Here is a 16799-nt window from a genome sequence, read left to right on the forward strand (position 1 = left end):
AAGTGTTGTTGCCGTCGGGCGTCCGACCGGTTCGTCGCGGTCGACCGACGTCGGTCTCGTCGGTGACCCGCACGTTTTTGCACGCGGCCGCCGTGGGTCGGGTATGCAACGCGGCCGTCGGAAGCCGGACTGGCTGAAGTCGCGGCCCCCCTCCGGTTCCCGATTCACGGAGATTAAGGAGCGCCTCCGCGAGCGCGACCTCCACACCGTCTGTGAAGAGGCCAACTGCCCGAACATGGGCGAATGCTGGTCGGGACGCGACGGCCCCGGCACCGCGACGTTCATGCTGATGGGAGACCGCTGCTCGCGCGGCTGTAACTTCTGTGACGTGGAGACGGGCGGGATGGAGCCGCTCGACCCCGACGAGCCCGCGAACGTCGCCGAGGCGGTGACCGAGATCGGGCTCGACTACGTCGTCCTCACCTCCGTCGACCGCGACGACCTCGCGGACGGCGGCTCCGCGCACTTCGCCGAGACGATCCGCGAGATCAAGCGGCGCGACCCGCGGATCCTCGTCGAGACGCTGATCCCCGACTTCCAGGGCGATCCGGACGCGATCGACCGAATCATCGACGCCGGGCCGGACGTGATCGCCCACAACGTCGAGACGGTCGAGCGCCTCCAGTGGCCCGTGCGCGACCGACGCGCCGACTACGAGCAGTCGCTCGCCGTGCTCGACCGGGTGAACCGCGAGTCCGACGTCCACACCAAGACGAGCCTCATGCTCGGCGTCGGCGAGTACGCCCACGAGGTGTACCGGACGCTCGGCGACCTCAGCGAGGTCGGCGTCGACGTGGTCACCTTCGGCCAGTACCTCCGGCCGTCGCGCTCGCACCTCGACGTGTTCGACTACGTCCACCCCGACGCCTTCGAGACCTGGCGCGCGGTCGCCGAGGAGGAGTTCGACTTCCTCTACTGCGCCTCGGGACCGATGGTCCGCTCGTCGTACAAGGCCGGCGAGCTGTTCGTCGAGGCGCTGCTCCGCGAGGGGCGCTCGCCGGAGGACGCCCGCCGCCAGGCGCGCGCGGCCGGCGGGGACTGACGACAGCCGCGTGCGACCGGGAGGGACCGGGGAACGTGTACGGGTTCTGTTACGACCGCCCCGAAAACGACTCGGGGCCGGGCGGCGATAATACACCTAATATGTGTGCAAATGCCAGGAGCTGTGCGGAAGTTGACAGGGATATACTTATCAAAGAGGGCTCTATATGACTGGGTATGTCATACCACAAACGACGGCGTGACGTGTTGAAGGCAGTCGGTGTCGCTGGCGCGGTCGGCCTCGCCGGCTGTGCCGGGGGAGACGGCGGAGACGGCGGCGACGGCGGAGACGGCGAGGACGGCGGCGACGGAATGGACGGCGAGGACGGCGGGTCCACCGGCGACGGCGGCTCCGGCGGCGGCAGTCCGGATCTGCTCGTCGTCATCGGTTACCCCGAGAGCGGGATCCAGCTGTTCCGCGACTACTACGCCGCCTCGGACGGCTCGGAGGACATCCTCATCCCAGACGGCCTCCAGGACCCCTCGCTGCCCGGTCAGGTCGGCAACGCGATGGACAACGTCACCGGGACCGCGCCGGCGGCGGGCGGCCCGAACCAGGAGGCGTTCGCGACCCTGTACGAGGACACGTACGACGAGACGCCCGGCGTGTTCACCTCGCAGTCGTACGACTCCGCGGCGGCGCTCATCCTCGCGAACGTCGCGGCGGGCGAGAACAACGGGACCGCGGTCCGCGACCAGCTCCGTCGGATCGCGAACCCCGACGGTACCTCGTACGGGCCCGGGGAGTTCCTCGACGCCGTCGAGGCGGCCGCGAACGGCGATAACATCAACTACCAGGGCGCGTCGAGCGCCGTCAACTTCGACCAGAACGGCGACCCGGCGTCGGCGGCCTACCAGATCTGGGAGTTCGCCGGTCAGAGCGCCGACTCCGTCGACGTCCAGGAGACGCAGAGCTTCTCGGGCGAGAACCCCGACGGAGCCGGTCCCTCGGCCGACGAGGCGCCCGGCGGCCTCGGTCGCGAGGTGAGCCTCGGCATCTTGTTGCCCGAGACCGGTGACCTGGCGTCGACGGGCCAACCGATGATCCGCGCGGCGGAGATCCCGGCCCAGCAGGTCAACGACTCCGACCTCGACCTGACGGTGAACGCCCAGTTCGAGGACACGAACACCTCGCCCGACCAGGGGGTCAGCGGCGCGCAGTCGCTGATCAACTCGGGCGTGCCCGCCGTCTGCGGGACCGCCTCGTCCGGCGTGAACGTCCCGGTCTGTACGGAGGCGCTCATCCCGAACGAGGTCGTCGGCTGCTCGCCGTCGAGCACCGCGCTGTCGGTGACGAACCTCGAAGACGACGACTACATCTTCCGGACCGCCCCGAGCGACCAGCTCCAGGGCCGGGTCATGGCCCAAGTCGCCTCCGAGCGGCTCGGTGCCTCGACCGTCGCGACGCTGTACGTCAACAACGACTACGGCCAGCAGCTCTCGAACCGGTTCAGCAACGTGTTCGAGGACTCGTTCGACGGCACGGTGAACGACCAGATCAGCTTCAACATCGGCGAGTCGTCGTACTCCAACGTCGTCGAGCAGGCGCTTTCGAGCGGGAACTGATCGGATCGGAGGCCGACGCGTCGACCCGGGCGGCCGACCGAACTCTCTCGTTTTTTTCGCGCGCTCCGACCGAGGAGCGGCGCGGCTCGTGTGCCGCCCCCTCGCGAGTGACGCGTCGCTACCGGTGCGTCTTCGATCCCTCTCTCAAACGATCTGACCGAGAACGGATCGCGTCGCGGACCGACTGCCGACGCGCGGCGGCCGACTACCCGCCGAGGAACTCCCGGCGGACCTCCTCGTCGTTCAGTAGCGTGGTCCCCTCGTCCTCGAACCGGTTCTGTCCGTTCGCGAGCACGTATCCGCGGTCACAGCGTCTGAGCGCCTCCTTGGCGTTCTGCTCGACCATGAGGATCGCCGTGCCCGTCTCGTTGATCTCGTCGATCTTGTCGAACATCTCGTCGACGAGGTCGGGCGCGAGCCCGGCGCTGGGCTCGTCGAGCAGCAGCAGCTCGGGGTCGAGCATCAGCGCGCGGCCCATCGCGAGCATCTGTCGCTGGCCGCCGCTCAGCGTGCCCGCCTGCTGGTGCTTCCGCTCTTCGAGGATCGGGAAGCGGTCGTACACCTTTCTGAGTTCCTCCTGCGGGACCTCGTCGAGGATGTACGCGCCCATCTCTAAGTTCTCCTCGACGTCGAGCTCCGCGAAGACGTTCTCGCTCTGCGGGACGTACCCCAGTCCCTTGTGGATCACGTCCTCCGGTTTCGTGCCGCTGATGTCCTCCTCGTCGAACGTCACCGTCCCGCCCATGTGGGTCGTCAGGCCGAACACCGACTTCATGACGGTGGACTTGCCGGCCCCGTTCGGACCGACGATGGTGACGTACTCCTCGCCGTCGACGTCGAGGTAGATGTCGGTGAGAATCTGGAGGTCGCCGTATCCGGCGTCGAGGTCGCGGACCTCCAGGAGGCTCATACCTCACCTCCGAGGTAGGCCTCGATGACCTCCTCGCTCTCCTTGATCTCCGCCGGCGTCCCGTCCTTCAGAATCTGGCCCTGGTGCATGACGATGACCCGCTCGCAGTTGTTCATGATGAGGTCCATGTCGTGTTCCACGATGAGGAAGGTGTACCCCCGCTCGCGCAGCTCGTGGATGTGTTCGAGCAGCCGCTTTTCGAGCGTCGGATTGACGCCCGCGAACGGCTCGTCGAGCAGCAGCACGTCGGGGTCGGTCAGCAGCGCCCGGGCCATCTCCAGCAGCTTCCGCTGGCCGCCGGAGAGGTTCCCGGCGTACTCGTCGGCGAGGTGGTCGATCTCGAAGAAGTCGAGCACCTCCCAGACGCGTTCGAGCTGCTCGGTCTCCTGCTCGCGCACCGATCCCCGGACGAACGGCATGACCGACCGCCACAGCGACTCGCCGACCTGTCCCTTCGGCGCGAGCATCATGTTCTCGAGGACCGTCATCTCCTCCAGCTCGCGGGCGATCTGGAACGTCCGCGCGAGGCCCCGGTTCGCTATCTCGTGGGGCTGGAGGCCGGTGATGTCCTCGCCGTTGAACCGGACCGTCCCCTCGGTGGGGTCGAGCATCCCGGTGATGAGGTTGAACGTCGTCGACTTGCCGGCCCCGTTCGGGCCGATGAGTCCGGTGAGCGTCCCCTCCTCGACGTCGAAGCTCACGTCGTCGACGGCGGTGATCCCGCCGAACTCCTTCCGGAGCCCCTCGACTTCGAGGGGGGCGTACCGCCCGTCGTCGTCCCCCGCGTGCGTGTCGGGGTCGTCCTCGACGAGCGCCGTCAGATCGGTGTCCGGCGACGACTCGTCGCCTGAGACGTCGTCCCCGGCCGGCGACGGCTCCGCGTCGGCCGCGGTCTCCTCGACCGGCGGGGACTCCCCCGCGGCGGATTCGTCGGTCTCGCTCACTGTTCCTCACCCCCGTCGGCGGCGGCCGGCTTCCCGGTCGACCCGCCGGCCCCCGGCCGCGCGAGGTCGACGCTGGACGCGGTCTCCTTTCGGTGGCCGAGCAGCCCCTCCGGCCGGTTGTGCATCAGCCAGATCAGCACCACGCCCATGATCACCAGCCGCAGCTGGCTGACGCTGTCGAGCGTGTAGAGGATGAACGGCATCGGGTCGAGCGAGGCGAACCCCGCCATCGCCTCGCCGAAGTTCCGCGGCGCGTCGCCCAGTTCGAAGGCCGTCTGGACGAGGTTCTTGAAGTACCGCGGTCCCTCGTACAGCAGCCCGGCGAAGATCGCGCCGCCGAGGAAGCTCCCGGTGTTCGAGCCCGCGCCGCCGATGATCAGCGCGATCCAGATGAAGAAGGTGATGTTCGGCCGGAACGACGGCGGCGTGATGCTCCCGCGCCCGGAGTACCAGAGGATGCCGCCGAGCCCCATCAGCGCGGCGCCCACCACGAACGCCGTGAGCTTGAACCGGTCGGTGTCCTTCCCGAGGGCGTTCGCGACGTCCTCGTCCTCGCGGATCGCCTTCAGCACGCGGCCGAACGGCGACTTGCCCATCCGGGACAACAGCAGGTAGAACAGCCCGACGAAGACGATGAGGACGATCCCGTAGAGCAGCCCGTCGAGCACCGGCTTCGGGTTGTTCGAGATGACGTTCGCCTCGACGAACCCGACGAAGCCGAGGTACGGCTCCCAGAGGAAGAGGGCCCGAAGCAGCGCTTCGAGCGGGTTCGTGTAGTTCAGGATGAGCCCCCCGCCGCCGCCGAGCCCGACCGTGTCGGCCGCCGGGTTGACGGCGAGCGGCCCGAGGCTGATGGTGTCCGGCACGGTGAACGTCTGGAACGTGCGGGACATCATCGTGAACCGAACGATCTCGGAGAACGCCACCGTGACGATCGCGAGGTAGTCCGCCCGGAGCCGGAGCGCGGGCAGCGCCACGAGCAACCCGAAGAGCGCCGTGACGAGCACGCCGACGGGAACGCCGATGAGCAGCGGGAGACCGAACCCGCCGACCTGCGCGGCGCCGTCCCCCACCGGCGGCTTCGAGATCAGCGCGGTCGTGTAGATTCCGATTCCCATGAAGCCGACGATGCCGATGTTGAACAGCCCGGTGTACCCCCAGTGGAGGTTCAGCGCCAGCGCGAGCATGCCGAACACGCCGATGAAGAAGGTGAGGTTCGCGATCGAGTTCAGCTGCCCGCGGAGTTCGTAGCCGAAGGCGACGCCGGCGAGGATGTACGCCAGGTAGAGGGCGCCGAGGACGGCGATCACGAGCGTCGCGTCGCGCTCGAAGAGCCCCTCGAACCGCCCGCGAATACCTTCGGCGCTCATGCCGTCGACCTCCCGCTGAAGATGCCTTCAGGCTTGAACAGTAAGATCACGATCATCACCACGAACGCGGCCGCGCGGCCGAACTCGGAGGGGATCCAGATCACGGAGACGGAGGCGGTCAGCCCGATGATGATCCCGCCGCCGATCGCGCCGTATATCGACCCGATCCCGCCGAGGATGACCGCGGCGAACACCAACAACAGCAGCAGCCAGCCGTCGTTAAAGCCGAGCGTCCCCTTCCAGAGGACGAACATGTACCCGGCGACGCCCGTGAGCCCGGCGCCGACGATCCACGTCGTGCGGATGACCCGTTCTGTCGGGATCCCGGTGATCCGCGCCAGGTCCTCGTTGTCGGACATCGCGCGCATCGCCTTCCCGAGCTTCGTCCGCTGGAGCAGCACGTGGACGCCGAGCATGAGGCCGGCCGCGACGACGACGAGACTGATGTCGTGCGCCGTCACGCGGAACGTCCCGTCGATCGCGGGCACGTTCACGCGCGGGACCGACCCCGCCGCGGTCGTCCCCCGGACGCCGGCCCCGTAGACGAACTGGAGCAGGTACCGGAGCGCGAACGCGACCCCGATGCTGGTAATCAGCAGCGCGATACCGCTCTCGTCGCGGATCGGCCGGTAGACGAACCGGTCGATCCCGAGCGCTAAGACGATCGCCGCGACGCCCGCGACGAGGGCCCCGACGGCGACGGCGATCGGCGCGGTCGTGACGCCGATGCCGAGCGCCCCGCCGAACACTGACCCCCCCGCGCCGACGAGCAGGAGCGCCCCGACGCTGTTCTCGCCGATCCCGGCGATGAGGTAGCTCGTCCCCATCCCGGCGAACGCTCCGGTGGTGAGGTAGTCGCCGTGCGCGAAGTTCGCGAAGTTGAGAATGCTGTACGTCATCGAGAGTCCAATGCCGGCCAGGCCGATAACCAGGCCCCTGAGCAGACCGTCCCATACCAGGGACGCGAGGCTGCTGATCTGGATCCCTCCAGTCAGGAGCCCGGAGACGAGTGACCACACCATCCACAGGGCCACGAGTATGACCCCGATGGCGAGCGGTTCCTCGCTGAGGGTTTGACGGTACCGGACGTACGTTTCAGAGACACTCACGTGATAACACTCCTCATCAAAGCCTATGAATCAACCTATAAGACGTTTTCTACCCAGAAACGCCCGACGTATGTCACGTTTAGCCACATACAAAGTGTCTTGAGAATATAATCACGCCACCGCTCGGCGCCCTCGGCGGCGACGCCGGACGCCGAGCCCCCGTCGGTCAGTACCCCTGTGCGTTGCCGTCCTTCCGCGGCTCGGTGGCGGCCGAGAGGACGCCGCCGTCGTTGCGGACGATCTGCGCGCCGCCGAACTGGACCGGCGAGAGCGTCCTGACGTCGTGCTCCTTCCGGACGAGCTTCGCGACGACGTCGTCGTCGAAGTGCGGTTCGACGCCGAGCTCGCCGCTCTCGCGGTACCGCCACCGCGGCTCGTCGAGCGCGCGCTGGAGGGGCATGTCGTAGTCGACGACGTTCGAGATCACCTGCACGTGTCCCTGCGGCTGCATGAATCCGCCCATCACGCCGAAGGCGGCCCAGTCGTCCTCGTCGAGTCGGACGACGGCCGGGATCAGCGTGTGGAACGGGCGCTTGCCCGGTTCGAGGCTGTTCGGGTGCTCGGGGTCGAGCGAGAAGGACGCCCCCCGGTTCTGGAGGGCGATCCCCGTCTCGCCCGCGACGAGTCCGGAGCCGAAGCCGGCGAACCGCGAGTTGATGTAGGAGACGACGTTGCCCTCGTCGTCGGCGACGGTGAGGAGGACGGTGTCGGCGTCCTCGGCGTTCGCGTTCGGTACGCCGAAGGAGACGTCGCCGTCGGCGGTCGGCCCGACGCCGGCCGCGCGCTCCGCCGCCCAGTCGGTCGATTCGAGCGGCGGAACCTCCTCGTAGTCGGGGTCGGTGATGTAGCGGTGGCCGTCGTGGAAGGCCAACTTCAAAGCCTCCGCGAAGTAGTGGACGCGCTCGGCGGTGTCGTAGCCGTGCTCGCCCGCGCCGAGCTCGCTCGCGACGTTGAGCGCCTCCAGCGCGATGAGCCCCTGGTTGTTCGGCGGGAGCTCGTACACCTCGGCGCCGTTGTACGTCGTCGAGACGGGATCCGGCCACTCGACCTCGAAGTCGGCGAGGTCGTCGACGGTCATGAACCCGCCCTGCGACTGGACCTCCTCGGCGATCGCCTCGGCGATCTCCCCCTCGTACACCGCGTCTGCGCCGCGTTCCGCGACCGTCTCCATCGACTCGCCGAGCCGCGGGAGCGTGACCGTCTCGCCGACCGACGGGGCGTCCCCGCCGAACAGGAACGCCTCCCGGGCGTGGCCGTCGGTGAACAGCTCCTCGGCGCCGGCCCAGTGGGAGGCGATCACCTCCGAGACGGGGTACCCCTCGCTGGCGTACCGGATCGCGGGCGCGAGGGCGTCGGCGAGCGTGAGCCGGCCGAGCTCCTCGATCGTCGCCTCCCAGCCGCGGGCCGTGCCCGGGACCGTGACCGCGTGGGGCCCGTAGAAGGGCATCCCGGCCTCGTCGGTGTCGTCGACCGCGTACCCCCCGTCGTCCGGGTAGTACGCCGAGGCGTCGTCGTTCGCTTCCAACGCCTCCCGCACGTTCTCGATCGTCGCGCCGGCGGGCGCGCCCCCGCAGGCGCGCATGGCCCCGACGTCGCCGTCGGCCGTGCGGTACAGCGCGAACACGTCCCCCCCGAGCCCCGTCGACGTGGGCTCGACGACGTTGAGGGCGGCCGCGGTCGCCACGGCCGCGTCGAACGCGTTCCCGCCCTCGCGCAGCGTCTCGATCCCCGCCTGACTGGCGAGAGGCTGGCTGGTGGCGACGACGCCGCGCTGCCCGTACACCGTCGACCGCCGAGAAGCGAACCGATCCAGGTCTGGCTCCATATCCCTGATCCGACTGCCCGGAGTATAAATACCGGTCCGGATCTATCCGGTCGCGCCCCGACCGGCCGCGACGTTCCGTCCCCGAACTCGGTTCGCGAACGGGGGCGCGGGCCCGTGCCTTCCGCGAGCCGCGCGTGTCCGCCGATCGGACCGTTCGTCCGCACCCGCCGTTCCCGGCGAGCGGCGTGACGGCTTCGGGACTGACGGATCGTCGAGAGGAAAACGGCGCTCGACCGTCTACGAGTGCTTGGCGGCCAGCACGTCGATCTCGTCGATCTGGGGGTCCGACGCGAACAGCTCGTCGGCGCGGTCCATCAGTTCGGCGGCGATCTCCCCGTCGAGGTGGGCCTGTCGCCCCTCCTCGTCGGGGAACGTATCGAAGATGCCGAACGTGGTCTCGTCGAGCCGGAGCGCGAACCACGTCGTCGTCTTCTCCTCGGCCTCCGCGGCCGGAAGCGCGGATTCGAGGAACTCGGCGACCTCCTCGGCCTTCTCCGGCTTCGCTTCGAGACGGGCCTGCAGCGCGTATTCGGAGTCTGTCATTCCGTTCGAATCGAGGGTCGCGAGCCGAATAAGTCCGGCTACGGGAGCAATCCGGACGTCGGTTCCGGCCTCCCGGCAACTGCTCCGAGCGTGGGAACGCTTAACGCCCCTGGCGGCCTCCGCTCGGTAGATCGAATGACAGGCGACGACGAGGGGAGGACGGACGGCGATGATCGGTCGGTCGACGGGGGTCGACGCCGCGCGCTCGCGTACGGCGGGCTCGCGGCGCTCGCCGGCACGGGAGTCGCCGGGGCGTGGTACGTCTCCCGACCGGAGCCGGAACCGTCGGAGGGACCCGACGACGAGGGACCCGATGAGGCGACGGAGCCGGAACCGGACGCGGTCGAGAGCGACGAGACCGAGGCGGTCCCGGCGATCGTCCGTCGGTACGCCCCGGACCTCTACTTCGGCGCGCTCGAGAAGTGGTACCCCACGGATCCGCGCCCCTACGTCATCGAGACCGACGAGGGGTCGGTCGCGGACGGATTCGCCGCGCTCGACGGCTACTCGGCGACGTTCCGCGAGACGGGGACGCCGCCCGCACCGACCGTCTTCTACAACGTCGTCGAGGCCGCCGAAGGGGTCGACGCCCTGCAGTACTGGCTCTACTCGGCGTTCGACCAGTTCACGGTCAACTTCCACTGGCACGACTGGGAGCTGTTGCAGGTGTTCGTCCACCGCGACACCGGCGAGCCGCTGCTGCTCTCGGCGAGCGCTCACTCCCGCGCCAGCCCCAACAACGAGTACCTCGATCCGGCGATACCGGAGGGGACCCGTCCCGGGATCCTCTCGGAGGTCGGCTCGCATTCGAGCGCGAGCGAGGTGAACGGCCTCGTGCCCAGCTTCGAACGGCTTCCGACTCCCGAGCTGCTCTCCGACGTGACCAACGACGCGATCGACGTCTCGGCGGCGGTCCGCGCGCCCTTCGCGTACGGGCTCCCCCGCGACGAGGGGGCGCGGCTCCCGTTCGTGCTTCCGGAACTCGACGGCGTCCCGCTGCACGAACACTCGTCGCTCTCGATCGACCGGACGGACCTCGTCGACGAGCGGGCGACCGTGGGCTCGTGGCGAGGGCTTCCGACGCCTCCGACCGACCTCCCGCTCCGCGAGCCCGGACTCGTGCTCTCACACCCGGAGAGCCGGCTCGCGACCGACGACGATGGGGCCGACGCCACCTACGCGCTCGAACCGATCGCACCGCTCCGCGAGGCGATCGACGACTTCGTCGGCCCCCAGCTGAGCTTCGAGTTCGCGATCCCCGGGTTCGTCGAGGACGCCATCGCGAGTCACATCACCTCGGTCGGGATCCCGTGGGAGCAGGACCGATTCACGGACCCGCTCTCGAACGTCACCGATCCGGCGCACCGCCGTCGGATCGACGGCGCCGAACCGGCCGGGCTCGTGAACCGCGTCGTCGGTCGGGTGCGACAGCTCCGCGCGGGCGCCGACGGGGCTCTCGACGGCGTCCCGGACGCGGCGCGCGACGCGGTCGCAGACGTCGCCGGCGTCTCGCTTTACGCGCCGCCGACCGAGCTCGCCGTCCGACTGGCGAGCGAGCACCCCGCGGCGACGGTGACTCGCGACGGGACGTTCGGCCTCCTGCACGTCGAACCCGGCCCGCACCTTCTCGCGGTCAACGGGCCGGGATTCGCCCCGATCGCCGAGCGGTTCGTCCACGAGGGCGGCCTCGTCCGCGCCGGCGGCGACGGCGAGCTCGCCGCGGTCGCGGCCGAGGACGCCGGATGGATCCGCGGCGACGCCCGGGAGACGGACGGGATCGAGCGCGTCCGCGTCGTCGAGGACTACGCGGGCGTCGTCCACGAGGGCGCGCCGGTCGAGACGGACCGGTTCTCGGTCGCGGTTCACCGCGAGGGTCGGTACACGGTCGAGATCGTCGACCGCGACGGTCGCCGCGGGGCGTACCGGGTGACGCCGAACTCGTTCGACGCGGACGGGGAGGCGGTTCGGGACGCCGTCAGAACCGGGAAACTCGCGCTTGCACGGACCCTGCGCGACGAGGTCGCCGAACTGTCCGCGCTCGCGGAGTCGGTGTCGACGTCCGATCGCGACGCGGACGGCGAGCGCAACCCTGTCCTCGACCGGCTCAGGCGTGCCCGCCGCGCGGCCGACGGCGCGGTCGCGGCCGCGGAGAACGGAGAGGAGGGGCTGACGGACGAGCGGCTCTTCGACGCCATCTCCGCGCTCTCGGAGGTCCGGGAGATCCTCGCCGGCGAGGATCGAGGCGGATACGACGACGCGGCGATCGCCGCGATCGACCCGAAGGCGCTCGCAGGGATCGATCGCGCCAACGAAGCGATCGACGCGGACCTCTGAGGAGCGCGCTCGGAGCGAGGCCGATCCCGCTCTCTCAGCGGTGCGGATCTCCCGTCGTATACGGCTATTCGCTATATCGAATTGAGTTCGGCGCGCGGTGTCCGAAACCCCGCCGTGTCGGCGGCTGTCGCGCTGAGCTCCGGGTTCCCGGGGAAACGAGAGCGACTGCAACCGGCCGGGGTCTCGACGAGACGCCGCTTCCGACGACCGATCTCGCTGTCCGACCCTGGTTTTCGGTCTCGACCGTCGCACGCCCTGAGTAACGTCGGCATATCCGAGATGTTGCCGCATAGCTAATCGGGCAGGGCGGACATCCCACGTATGGATATCAGCATGTCACTCCGCGCCGTCAGCAACCAGTTGCATTCCGTAGACGGCATCGCGCCGCTTCAGTTCTCGGGCGACTTCCTCGAACCGGGGTGTTGTTCTTCGTCATCGCGATCGTGGCGGCGGTCCTCGGCGCCCGCGGGGTCGCCGGCCTCTCGGTGACGGTCGCGAAGTGGCTGGTCATCGTGTTCCTCGTGCTGGCGGTCATCTCGGTGTTGCTCTGAGGATTTTGAGCGGCCCGACTCGACCGCACGTGGCGGGACCGGGAACCCGCGGTCGTCCCGTTCCCGGGGCCTCGGCACTCACGACTCGCAATCTATCCATAGTGAATGTGTTTAGCGCGGCTATAGCGTCCGTTCGCCACGCTACTGCTCGTCCAATATCCGGATGCCGCGCTCCACGACTGCTTCGGTCACGAAGAGACTCGTCGCACGCTGGAGTGCTCTCATACGCATTGCTGCCTCGTCTCTGTCGAGCAGTCCGCGGCCGTACCCGAGCGCGATGACGCCGATGGAACCACGTACCTCGATATCTGCGTCAGATGCTGCCTCTCGGGCGGCGAGGTCGTCGGTCAAGAGAACGCTGCCTCGATCTTCGGCGACCGCAATCGCCGCGCGTTCGCCGGCGTCCAGCTCGTCAGTTCCGACTTGGCCCCCATTGGCTTCGACGAGTTCGTACGAGAGGTCGACAAACTCGTCCGGAACGCCACCGGCCTCGACTTCCTTATAAACCGTCTCCGGCACGAGTAGCGTATCAAACGCCGAGAGCAGTTCGAGCGAACCGATTTCGGCGAGGTGAATGAGCGGTCCCGCGTCCGAGACAGCTGCGATCGTCACGCGTTCAGGCCCCAGTCGACATCTTCTTCCACGAGGTCGCGCTCTCGCTCCGCTCGCTCGACTTTCGTCCGACCGACGCCCTCGATGGCTTCCACGCGGTCGAGTTCGTCGTCGAGGTACTGGGCGAGCACGAGGTCCTCCCACAGGTCTTCGAGACCGCGTTCAAGTGCCCGTTCGAACACCTCGGACTCTGGAAGGCCGCGGGCTTCGGCGATTTCTCGAACCCGGTCGGAAATTTCGGCGGCCATACCGTGTGATTGTTCGGCAACGTTCATAAATCCGTGTCTGCCCATCCGATGAGAATCTGACCGGGGCCTATGTCAACTGTGGCCACAACCAGATACCCTTAGAGCCATCTTTTACCATCAAAAATGGCGGCCTCTGCACTCATAGGGCTCGTCATCGCTGGTGCCGAGGCAGCTCGGAGCGGTGCGTCGTCATCGGCCGGTGGTCCGTAGTCGGCTCGTCGTCTAAAATGAAACGGGTCGAAACGCCCGCCGTCAGTACCCGAGCTCCTCGTACTCCTGCGGGTCTTGGTCGGGTCCGAGACGCAGGAACTCGAGCTCGCGAACCCCCGAACGGTCCGTCCGGCGTCGACCGGGGCGACGAACCGCGGACGGCGCCCCGGCGGCAGGGGCTCTCCCGCGCGTTCGACCGCCAGCACGGCGTCGAGTGCGGTCGGGACCGGCACGCAGACGGTGTACCCGTCGGCCGCGACGCGCACGTGGGTCGCCTCCGGGTCGACGTCGACGTCCGACCGATCGAGCAGCGCCGCCACGGGGACCCCGCGCCAGACGCCGCCCCAGCGCTCGCCGCTGGCGCACAGGAACTCCTCCTCGACGCGCTCGAGGGCTCCGTCGTCGACCGCGCCACAGACCACCGTCCCGTCCGCGAGCCCGCACAGGCGCACCGCGGTCCGCGCCGCGGCCTCCGGATCGCCGCCGCGCTCGTGTCGGCTCATGACCGACCGTAGGCGGTCCCCACTTACGAATCGGCCGCACCGTTTTCGGGAACCGGGCATCCGGGGCGATTCCCTGAGGAGCGGCGCAGCTCCGAGCGCCCCGCTCGTCGGTTCGGAAAATCGCGACGCGGCCGGTCACTCGCCGCCGTGACACGACCCCGCGTACGCGTTCCACCGACCGGTCCCGTTCGGGATCCGCCCCGTGTCCGTCGGGTCGAACGTCCCCGCGCACCGCGCGACCGCCTCGGCCGCGGTCGGGAGGCCGTCACCGTCCCCCTCGTCGTCGGTCTCCTCGTCCGCCGCCGACCGGATCGCTCTCGTCAACGCTGCCGTCTCTGCTTCGATACTCGCCTCGCGCGCACTCGGACCCTCGGGACGGGTCGCCGCCGCCGATTCCGAGCCTGCGTCAGTCGTGTACTACGGGTGGCACGTCTCACTCGAGACGCCGGTCCTTAATAATAGTTCATGTTCGTTTCGGGCGTCGGGAACGAGGGCGTCGCCCCCGCCGGTCACTCGTACGACTCGGGCTCGATCCCGGAGAGCCGCATCGCGTTGCCGGTGACGCCGAGGCTCATTCCCATGTCGCCGACGACGACCGCGACGGCGACGCTCACCAGCCCCAGCGGCACGCCGAGCGCCAGGAGGGCCTTCACGCCGAGGCTCGCCCAGACGTTCTGGCGGATGACGCCGTTGGCCGTGTGCGAGAGCGCGTAGAGGTACGGGAGCTTCGCCACGTCGTCGCCCATCAGCGCGATGTCGGCGGTCTCTAAGGCCGTGTCCGTCCCCGCGGCGCCCATCGCGACGCCGACGTCGGCCGTCGCCAGCGCGGGGGCGTCGTTGATCCCGTCGCCGACCATCGCCACCTCGCCGTACCCCGCCTGCAGCGACTCGATCGCCTCCACCTTCTCCTCGGGGAGGAGGTCGGCGCGGTAGTCGTCGACCCCGACCTGCTCGGCGATCGCCCGCGCCGTCCCCTCGTTGTCGCCCGTCAGCATCACGACGCGCGCCACGCCGAGCTCGCGCAGGCGCTCCACCGCTCGCTTCGAGTCGGGCCGCACCTCGTCGGCGACGGCGATCGCTCCGATCAACCCCGTGGCCGTCCCGATGAGCACGACGGTCTTCCCCTCGCGCTCCAGCGCGGCGAGGGCTCCCTCCGGGAGTTCGCCGGAGGCGGCGTCGGTAGGCTCCGGATCCTCTCCGGCGACGACCCCGCCGTCGGTCTCGGCGCGGGCCCGCGACAGGTCGAAGCCGAGCTCCTCGAACAGCGCGGGCTTCCCGGCGTAGTACGTTTCGCCGTCGATCTCGGCGCGGATTCCCCTCCCGGTCAGGCTCTCGAATCCCGTCGGTTCCGCGAGGTCCTCCGCTCCCGCCGCCTCGGCGCGGTCGAGGATAGCGGCGGCGATGGGGTGTTCGCTCCGCCGCTCCAGCGCCGCGGCGCGCCGCAGCAGCGTCGCCTCGTCGGCGTCGCCCAGCGGGATCAGATCGGTGACGGCGAGTTCGCCCCTCGTGAGCGTCCCGGTCTTGTCGAGCGCGACGGCGTCGACGTCGCCCATCGCCTCCAGGTGGTTGCCGCCCTTGATCAGCACGCCGTTCTTGGCCGCGCTGGTGATCCCCGAGACGACCGAGACGGGCGTCGAGATGACGAACGCGCAGGGGCACGCGATCACCAGCAGCGTGAGCCCGCGGACGAACCACGTGCCCCAGTCCGCGGCGAAGACGAACGGGTATCCGGCCATCTCGACCGCGATCGGCTCCGCGATGAGAAGCGGCGGCAGCACGGCCGTCAGGATCGCGAGGGCGACCACGACCGGCGTGTAGTACCCCGCGAAGCGGTCGACGAACCGCTCCGTCTCGGTCTTCTCGGCCTGTGCGCCCTGCACCAGCTCGATGATCCGCGAGAGGGTGGAGTCGCCCGCGGTCGAGGTCACCTCGATCTCGAGGTAGCCCTCCTCGTTGATCGACCCGGCGAACGCCTCGTCGCCGATCGCCTTGTCGACCGGGACGCTCTCGCCGGTGATCGGGGACTCGTCGACCGCGCTCTCGCCCTCGACGACGGTCCCGTCGAGCGGCACCTTCTCGCCCGGCCGGACGACCACGGTCTCGCCGACGGCGACGTCGTCGGTCGGGACGGTCGCCTCGCCTCCCTCCCGCTTGACCGTCGCCTCGTCCGGCGACAGCTCCATCAGCTCGCGCAGCGAGTCGCGGGCGCGGTCCATCGCGTAGTCCTCCAACAGCTCGGCGACGCTGAAGAGGACCGCGAGCGTGGCTGCCTCGACGAAGTAGCCGATCCCCGTCGCCGCGACGATCGCCGTCCCCATCAGCAGGTCGATGTCGAGGCTCCGGTTGCGCGCCGAGTAGTACCCCCCGCGGATGACGGGGATTCCGCTGGCCGCGACGGCGCCGACGAACAGCGCGTCCGCGAGCGTGAGCGGGACGCTCAGCACGCTCGCGACGACGGGATTGCTCCCGGTCAGCGCGAACTCGAACAGGAGCCCGGCGACCACGAGAATCGCGCCCAGCCACGTCTTCCTCGCGCGCGGCGTCGTCCAGACCTCGGCGGGGGGCGCGACGGCGACGCCGCCGGCCCCTCCCTCCGCGGTCCCGCCGCCCTCGCCGCCGGTGCCGCCCGCCGGTCCCTCGCCCGCCGACCGCCCGCCCGTGACCTCGTAGCCGGCGCCCTCGATCGCGGCGACCACGTCGCTCTCGGCCGCGCGGTCCGGGTCGTACGTGACCGTCGCCGTCCCGGCCGTCGGACTGAGTGCGATCTCGGTCACGCCGTCGACGCGCCCGAGCGCGCTCTCGACTTTCCCGGCACAGGAGGGGCAGTCCATCTCGGGGACCGCGAGGCCGGCCGTCAGCTCGCGTCCGCCGTCCGCTCCGTCGGCGTCGCGTTCGCCGCCGGCGGTCTCGCCCGCGTCGCTTCCGGCCCCGCCGCCGTCGGGCCCGCCACGTCCGTCCGACTCGTCGCTCATTACCTCGAACGAGGGGCCTCACGTCGATAAGCCTTGGTTGGAAATATCCAACTCTCGCGAG

15 protein-coding genes are annotated in these 16799 nt (G+C 69.4%); 4 read left to right on the top strand and 11 right to left on the bottom strand.

Annotated elements, in window-relative coordinates; genetic code table 11:
• Positions 1-103: 103 nt before the first annotated feature.
• Entirely contained in the window at positions 104-1042 is a 939-nt protein-coding gene (lipA, locus tag SD626R_RS16055) for a lipoyl synthase (RefSeq protein ID WP_092567314.1), read from the top strand.
• 176 nt (positions 1043-1218) lie between these two features.
• Positions 1219-2607 carry an ABC transporter substrate-binding protein gene (locus tag SD626R_RS16060; RefSeq protein WP_092567315.1) on the top strand — a complete coding sequence of 463 codons (1389 nt, stop codon included), beginning with the start codon at positions 1219-1221 and terminating at the stop codon, positions 2605-2607.
• 205 nt (positions 2608-2812) lie between these two features.
• On the opposite strand, the gene SD626R_RS16065 is transcribed toward SD626R_RS16060, so the two are convergent.
• The 6 genes from SD626R_RS16065 to SD626R_RS16090 all read right to left on the bottom strand — a co-directional run bounded on the left by SD626R_RS16065 (position 2813) and on the right by SD626R_RS16090 (position 9308).
• Positions 2813-3517 (bottom strand): ABC transporter ATP-binding protein, encoded by a 705-nt coding sequence (locus tag SD626R_RS16065; protein WP_092567316.1) that lies wholly within the window; start codon positions 3515-3517, stop codon positions 2813-2815.
• Complete coding sequence (locus SD626R_RS16070; RefSeq protein ID WP_241996683.1) at positions 3514-4461, bottom strand: ABC transporter ATP-binding protein; 948 nt, start codon at positions 4459-4461, stop codon at positions 3514-3516. Before SD626R_RS16070 ends, SD626R_RS16065 begins: the two co-directional genes overlap by 4 nt.
• Positions 4458-5831 carry a branched-chain amino acid ABC transporter permease gene (locus tag SD626R_RS16075; RefSeq protein ID WP_092567317.1) on the bottom strand — a complete coding sequence of 458 codons (1374 nt, stop codon included), beginning with the start codon at positions 5829-5831 and terminating at the stop codon, positions 4458-4460. The genes SD626R_RS16070 and SD626R_RS16075 overlap by 4 nt, the downstream gene beginning before the upstream one ends.
• Complete coding sequence (locus SD626R_RS16080; RefSeq protein ID WP_092567318.1) at positions 5828-6940, bottom strand: branched-chain amino acid ABC transporter permease; 1113 nt, start codon at positions 6938-6940, stop codon at positions 5828-5830. Before SD626R_RS16080 ends, SD626R_RS16075 begins: the two co-directional genes overlap by 4 nt.
• 166 nt (positions 6941-7106) lie before the next feature.
• Positions 7107-8765 carry a gamma-glutamyltransferase gene (gene ggt / locus SD626R_RS16085; RefSeq protein WP_092567319.1) on the bottom strand — a complete coding sequence of 553 codons (1659 nt, stop codon included), beginning with the start codon at positions 8763-8765 and terminating at the stop codon, positions 7107-7109.
• Positions 8766-9002: 237 nt separating this feature from the next.
• Positions 9003-9308, bottom strand: coding sequence for a putative quinol monooxygenase (locus SD626R_RS16090; protein ID WP_092567320.1), 306 nt, complete (start codon positions 9306-9308; stop codon positions 9003-9005).
• 135 nt (positions 9309-9443) lie between these two features.
• Between SD626R_RS16090 and SD626R_RS16095 the strand changes: the two genes are divergently transcribed.
• Entirely contained in the window at positions 9444-11642 is a 2199-nt protein-coding gene (locus SD626R_RS16095) for a hypothetical protein (protein ID WP_241996684.1), read from the top strand.
• Between the two features lie 419 nt (positions 11643-12061).
• On the top strand, positions 12062-12193 hold the full coding sequence (locus SD626R_RS17410) for a DUF1328 domain-containing protein (RefSeq protein ID WP_092567321.1): 132 nt from the start codon (positions 12062-12064) through the stop codon (positions 12191-12193).
• Positions 12194-12334: 141 nt separating this feature from the next.
• Here SD626R_RS17410 and SD626R_RS16105 read toward each other — a convergent pair whose 3' ends face one another.
• From SD626R_RS16105 to SD626R_RS16125, 5 genes are all read right to left on the bottom strand, one after another.
• A complete protein-coding gene (locus SD626R_RS16105) occupies positions 12335-12805 on the bottom strand; it encodes a PIN domain-containing protein (protein WP_092567322.1) in 471 nt (156 codons plus the stop codon).
• Complete coding sequence (locus tag SD626R_RS16110) at positions 12802-13053, bottom strand: hypothetical protein (RefSeq protein ID WP_092567323.1); 252 nt, start codon at positions 13051-13053, stop codon at positions 12802-12804. Before SD626R_RS16110 ends, SD626R_RS16105 begins: the two co-directional genes overlap by 4 nt.
• Before the next feature lie 98 nt (positions 13054-13151).
• Positions 13152-13766 carry a molybdopterin-dependent oxidoreductase gene (locus tag SD626R_RS16115; protein WP_241996685.1) on the bottom strand — a complete coding sequence of 205 codons (615 nt, stop codon included), beginning with the start codon at positions 13764-13766 and terminating at the stop codon, positions 13152-13154.
• Between the two features lie 135 nt (positions 13767-13901).
• Positions 13902-14090 (bottom strand): hypothetical protein, encoded by a 189-nt coding sequence (locus SD626R_RS16120; protein WP_092567324.1) that lies wholly within the window; start codon positions 14088-14090, stop codon positions 13902-13904.
• Positions 14091-14275: 185 nt separating this feature from the next.
• On the bottom strand, positions 14276-16738 hold the full coding sequence (locus tag SD626R_RS16125; protein WP_092567325.1) for a heavy metal translocating P-type ATPase: 2463 nt from the start codon (positions 16736-16738) through the stop codon (positions 14276-14278).
• Positions 16739-16799: the final 61 nt, after the last annotated feature.

The sequence above is a fragment of the Halorubrum sp. SD626R genome (genome assembly GCF_001261915.1).
Lineage (GTDB): Archaea > Halobacteriota > Halobacteria > Halobacteriales > Haloferacaceae > Halorubrum.

What these genes read in the sequence shown, in the direction of transcription:
- lipA (WP_092567314.1), top strand. Translation starts at nt 104, where the DNA reads ATGCAACGCGGCCGTCGGAAGCCGGACTGGCTGAAGTCGCGGCCCCCC.
- SD626R_RS16060 (WP_092567315.1), top strand. Translation starts at nt 1,219, where the DNA reads ATGTCATACCACAAACGACGGCGTGACGTGTTGAAGGCAGTCGGTGTC.
- SD626R_RS16065 (WP_092567316.1), bottom strand. Translation starts at nt 3,517, where the DNA reads ATGAGCCTCCTGGAGGTCCGCGACCTCGACGCCGGATACGGCGACCTC.
- SD626R_RS16075 (WP_092567317.1), bottom strand. Translation starts at nt 5,831, where the DNA reads ATGAGCGCCGAAGGTATTCGCGGGCGGTTCGAGGGGCTCTTCGAGCGC.
- ggt (WP_092567319.1), bottom strand. Translation starts at nt 8,765, where the DNA reads ATGGAGCCAGACCTGGATCGGTTCGCTTCTCGGCGGTCGACGGTGTAC.
- SD626R_RS16090 (WP_092567320.1), bottom strand. Translation starts at nt 9,308, where the DNA reads ATGACAGACTCCGAATACGCGCTGCAGGCCCGTCTCGAAGCGAAGCCG.
- SD626R_RS16095 (WP_241996684.1), top strand. Translation starts at nt 9,444, where the DNA reads ATGACAGGCGACGACGAGGGGAGGACGGACGGCGATGATCGGTCGGTC.
- SD626R_RS16110 (WP_092567323.1), bottom strand. Translation starts at nt 13,053, where the DNA reads ATGGCCGCCGAAATTTCCGACCGGGTTCGAGAAATCGCCGAAGCCCGC.
- SD626R_RS16115 (WP_241996685.1), bottom strand. Translation starts at nt 13,766, where the DNA reads ATGAGCCGACACGAGCGCGGCGGCGATCCGGAGGCCGCGGCGCGGACC.
- SD626R_RS16125 (WP_092567325.1), bottom strand. Translation starts at nt 16,738, where the DNA reads ATGAGCGACGAGTCGGACGGACGTGGCGGGCCCGACGGCGGCGGGGCC.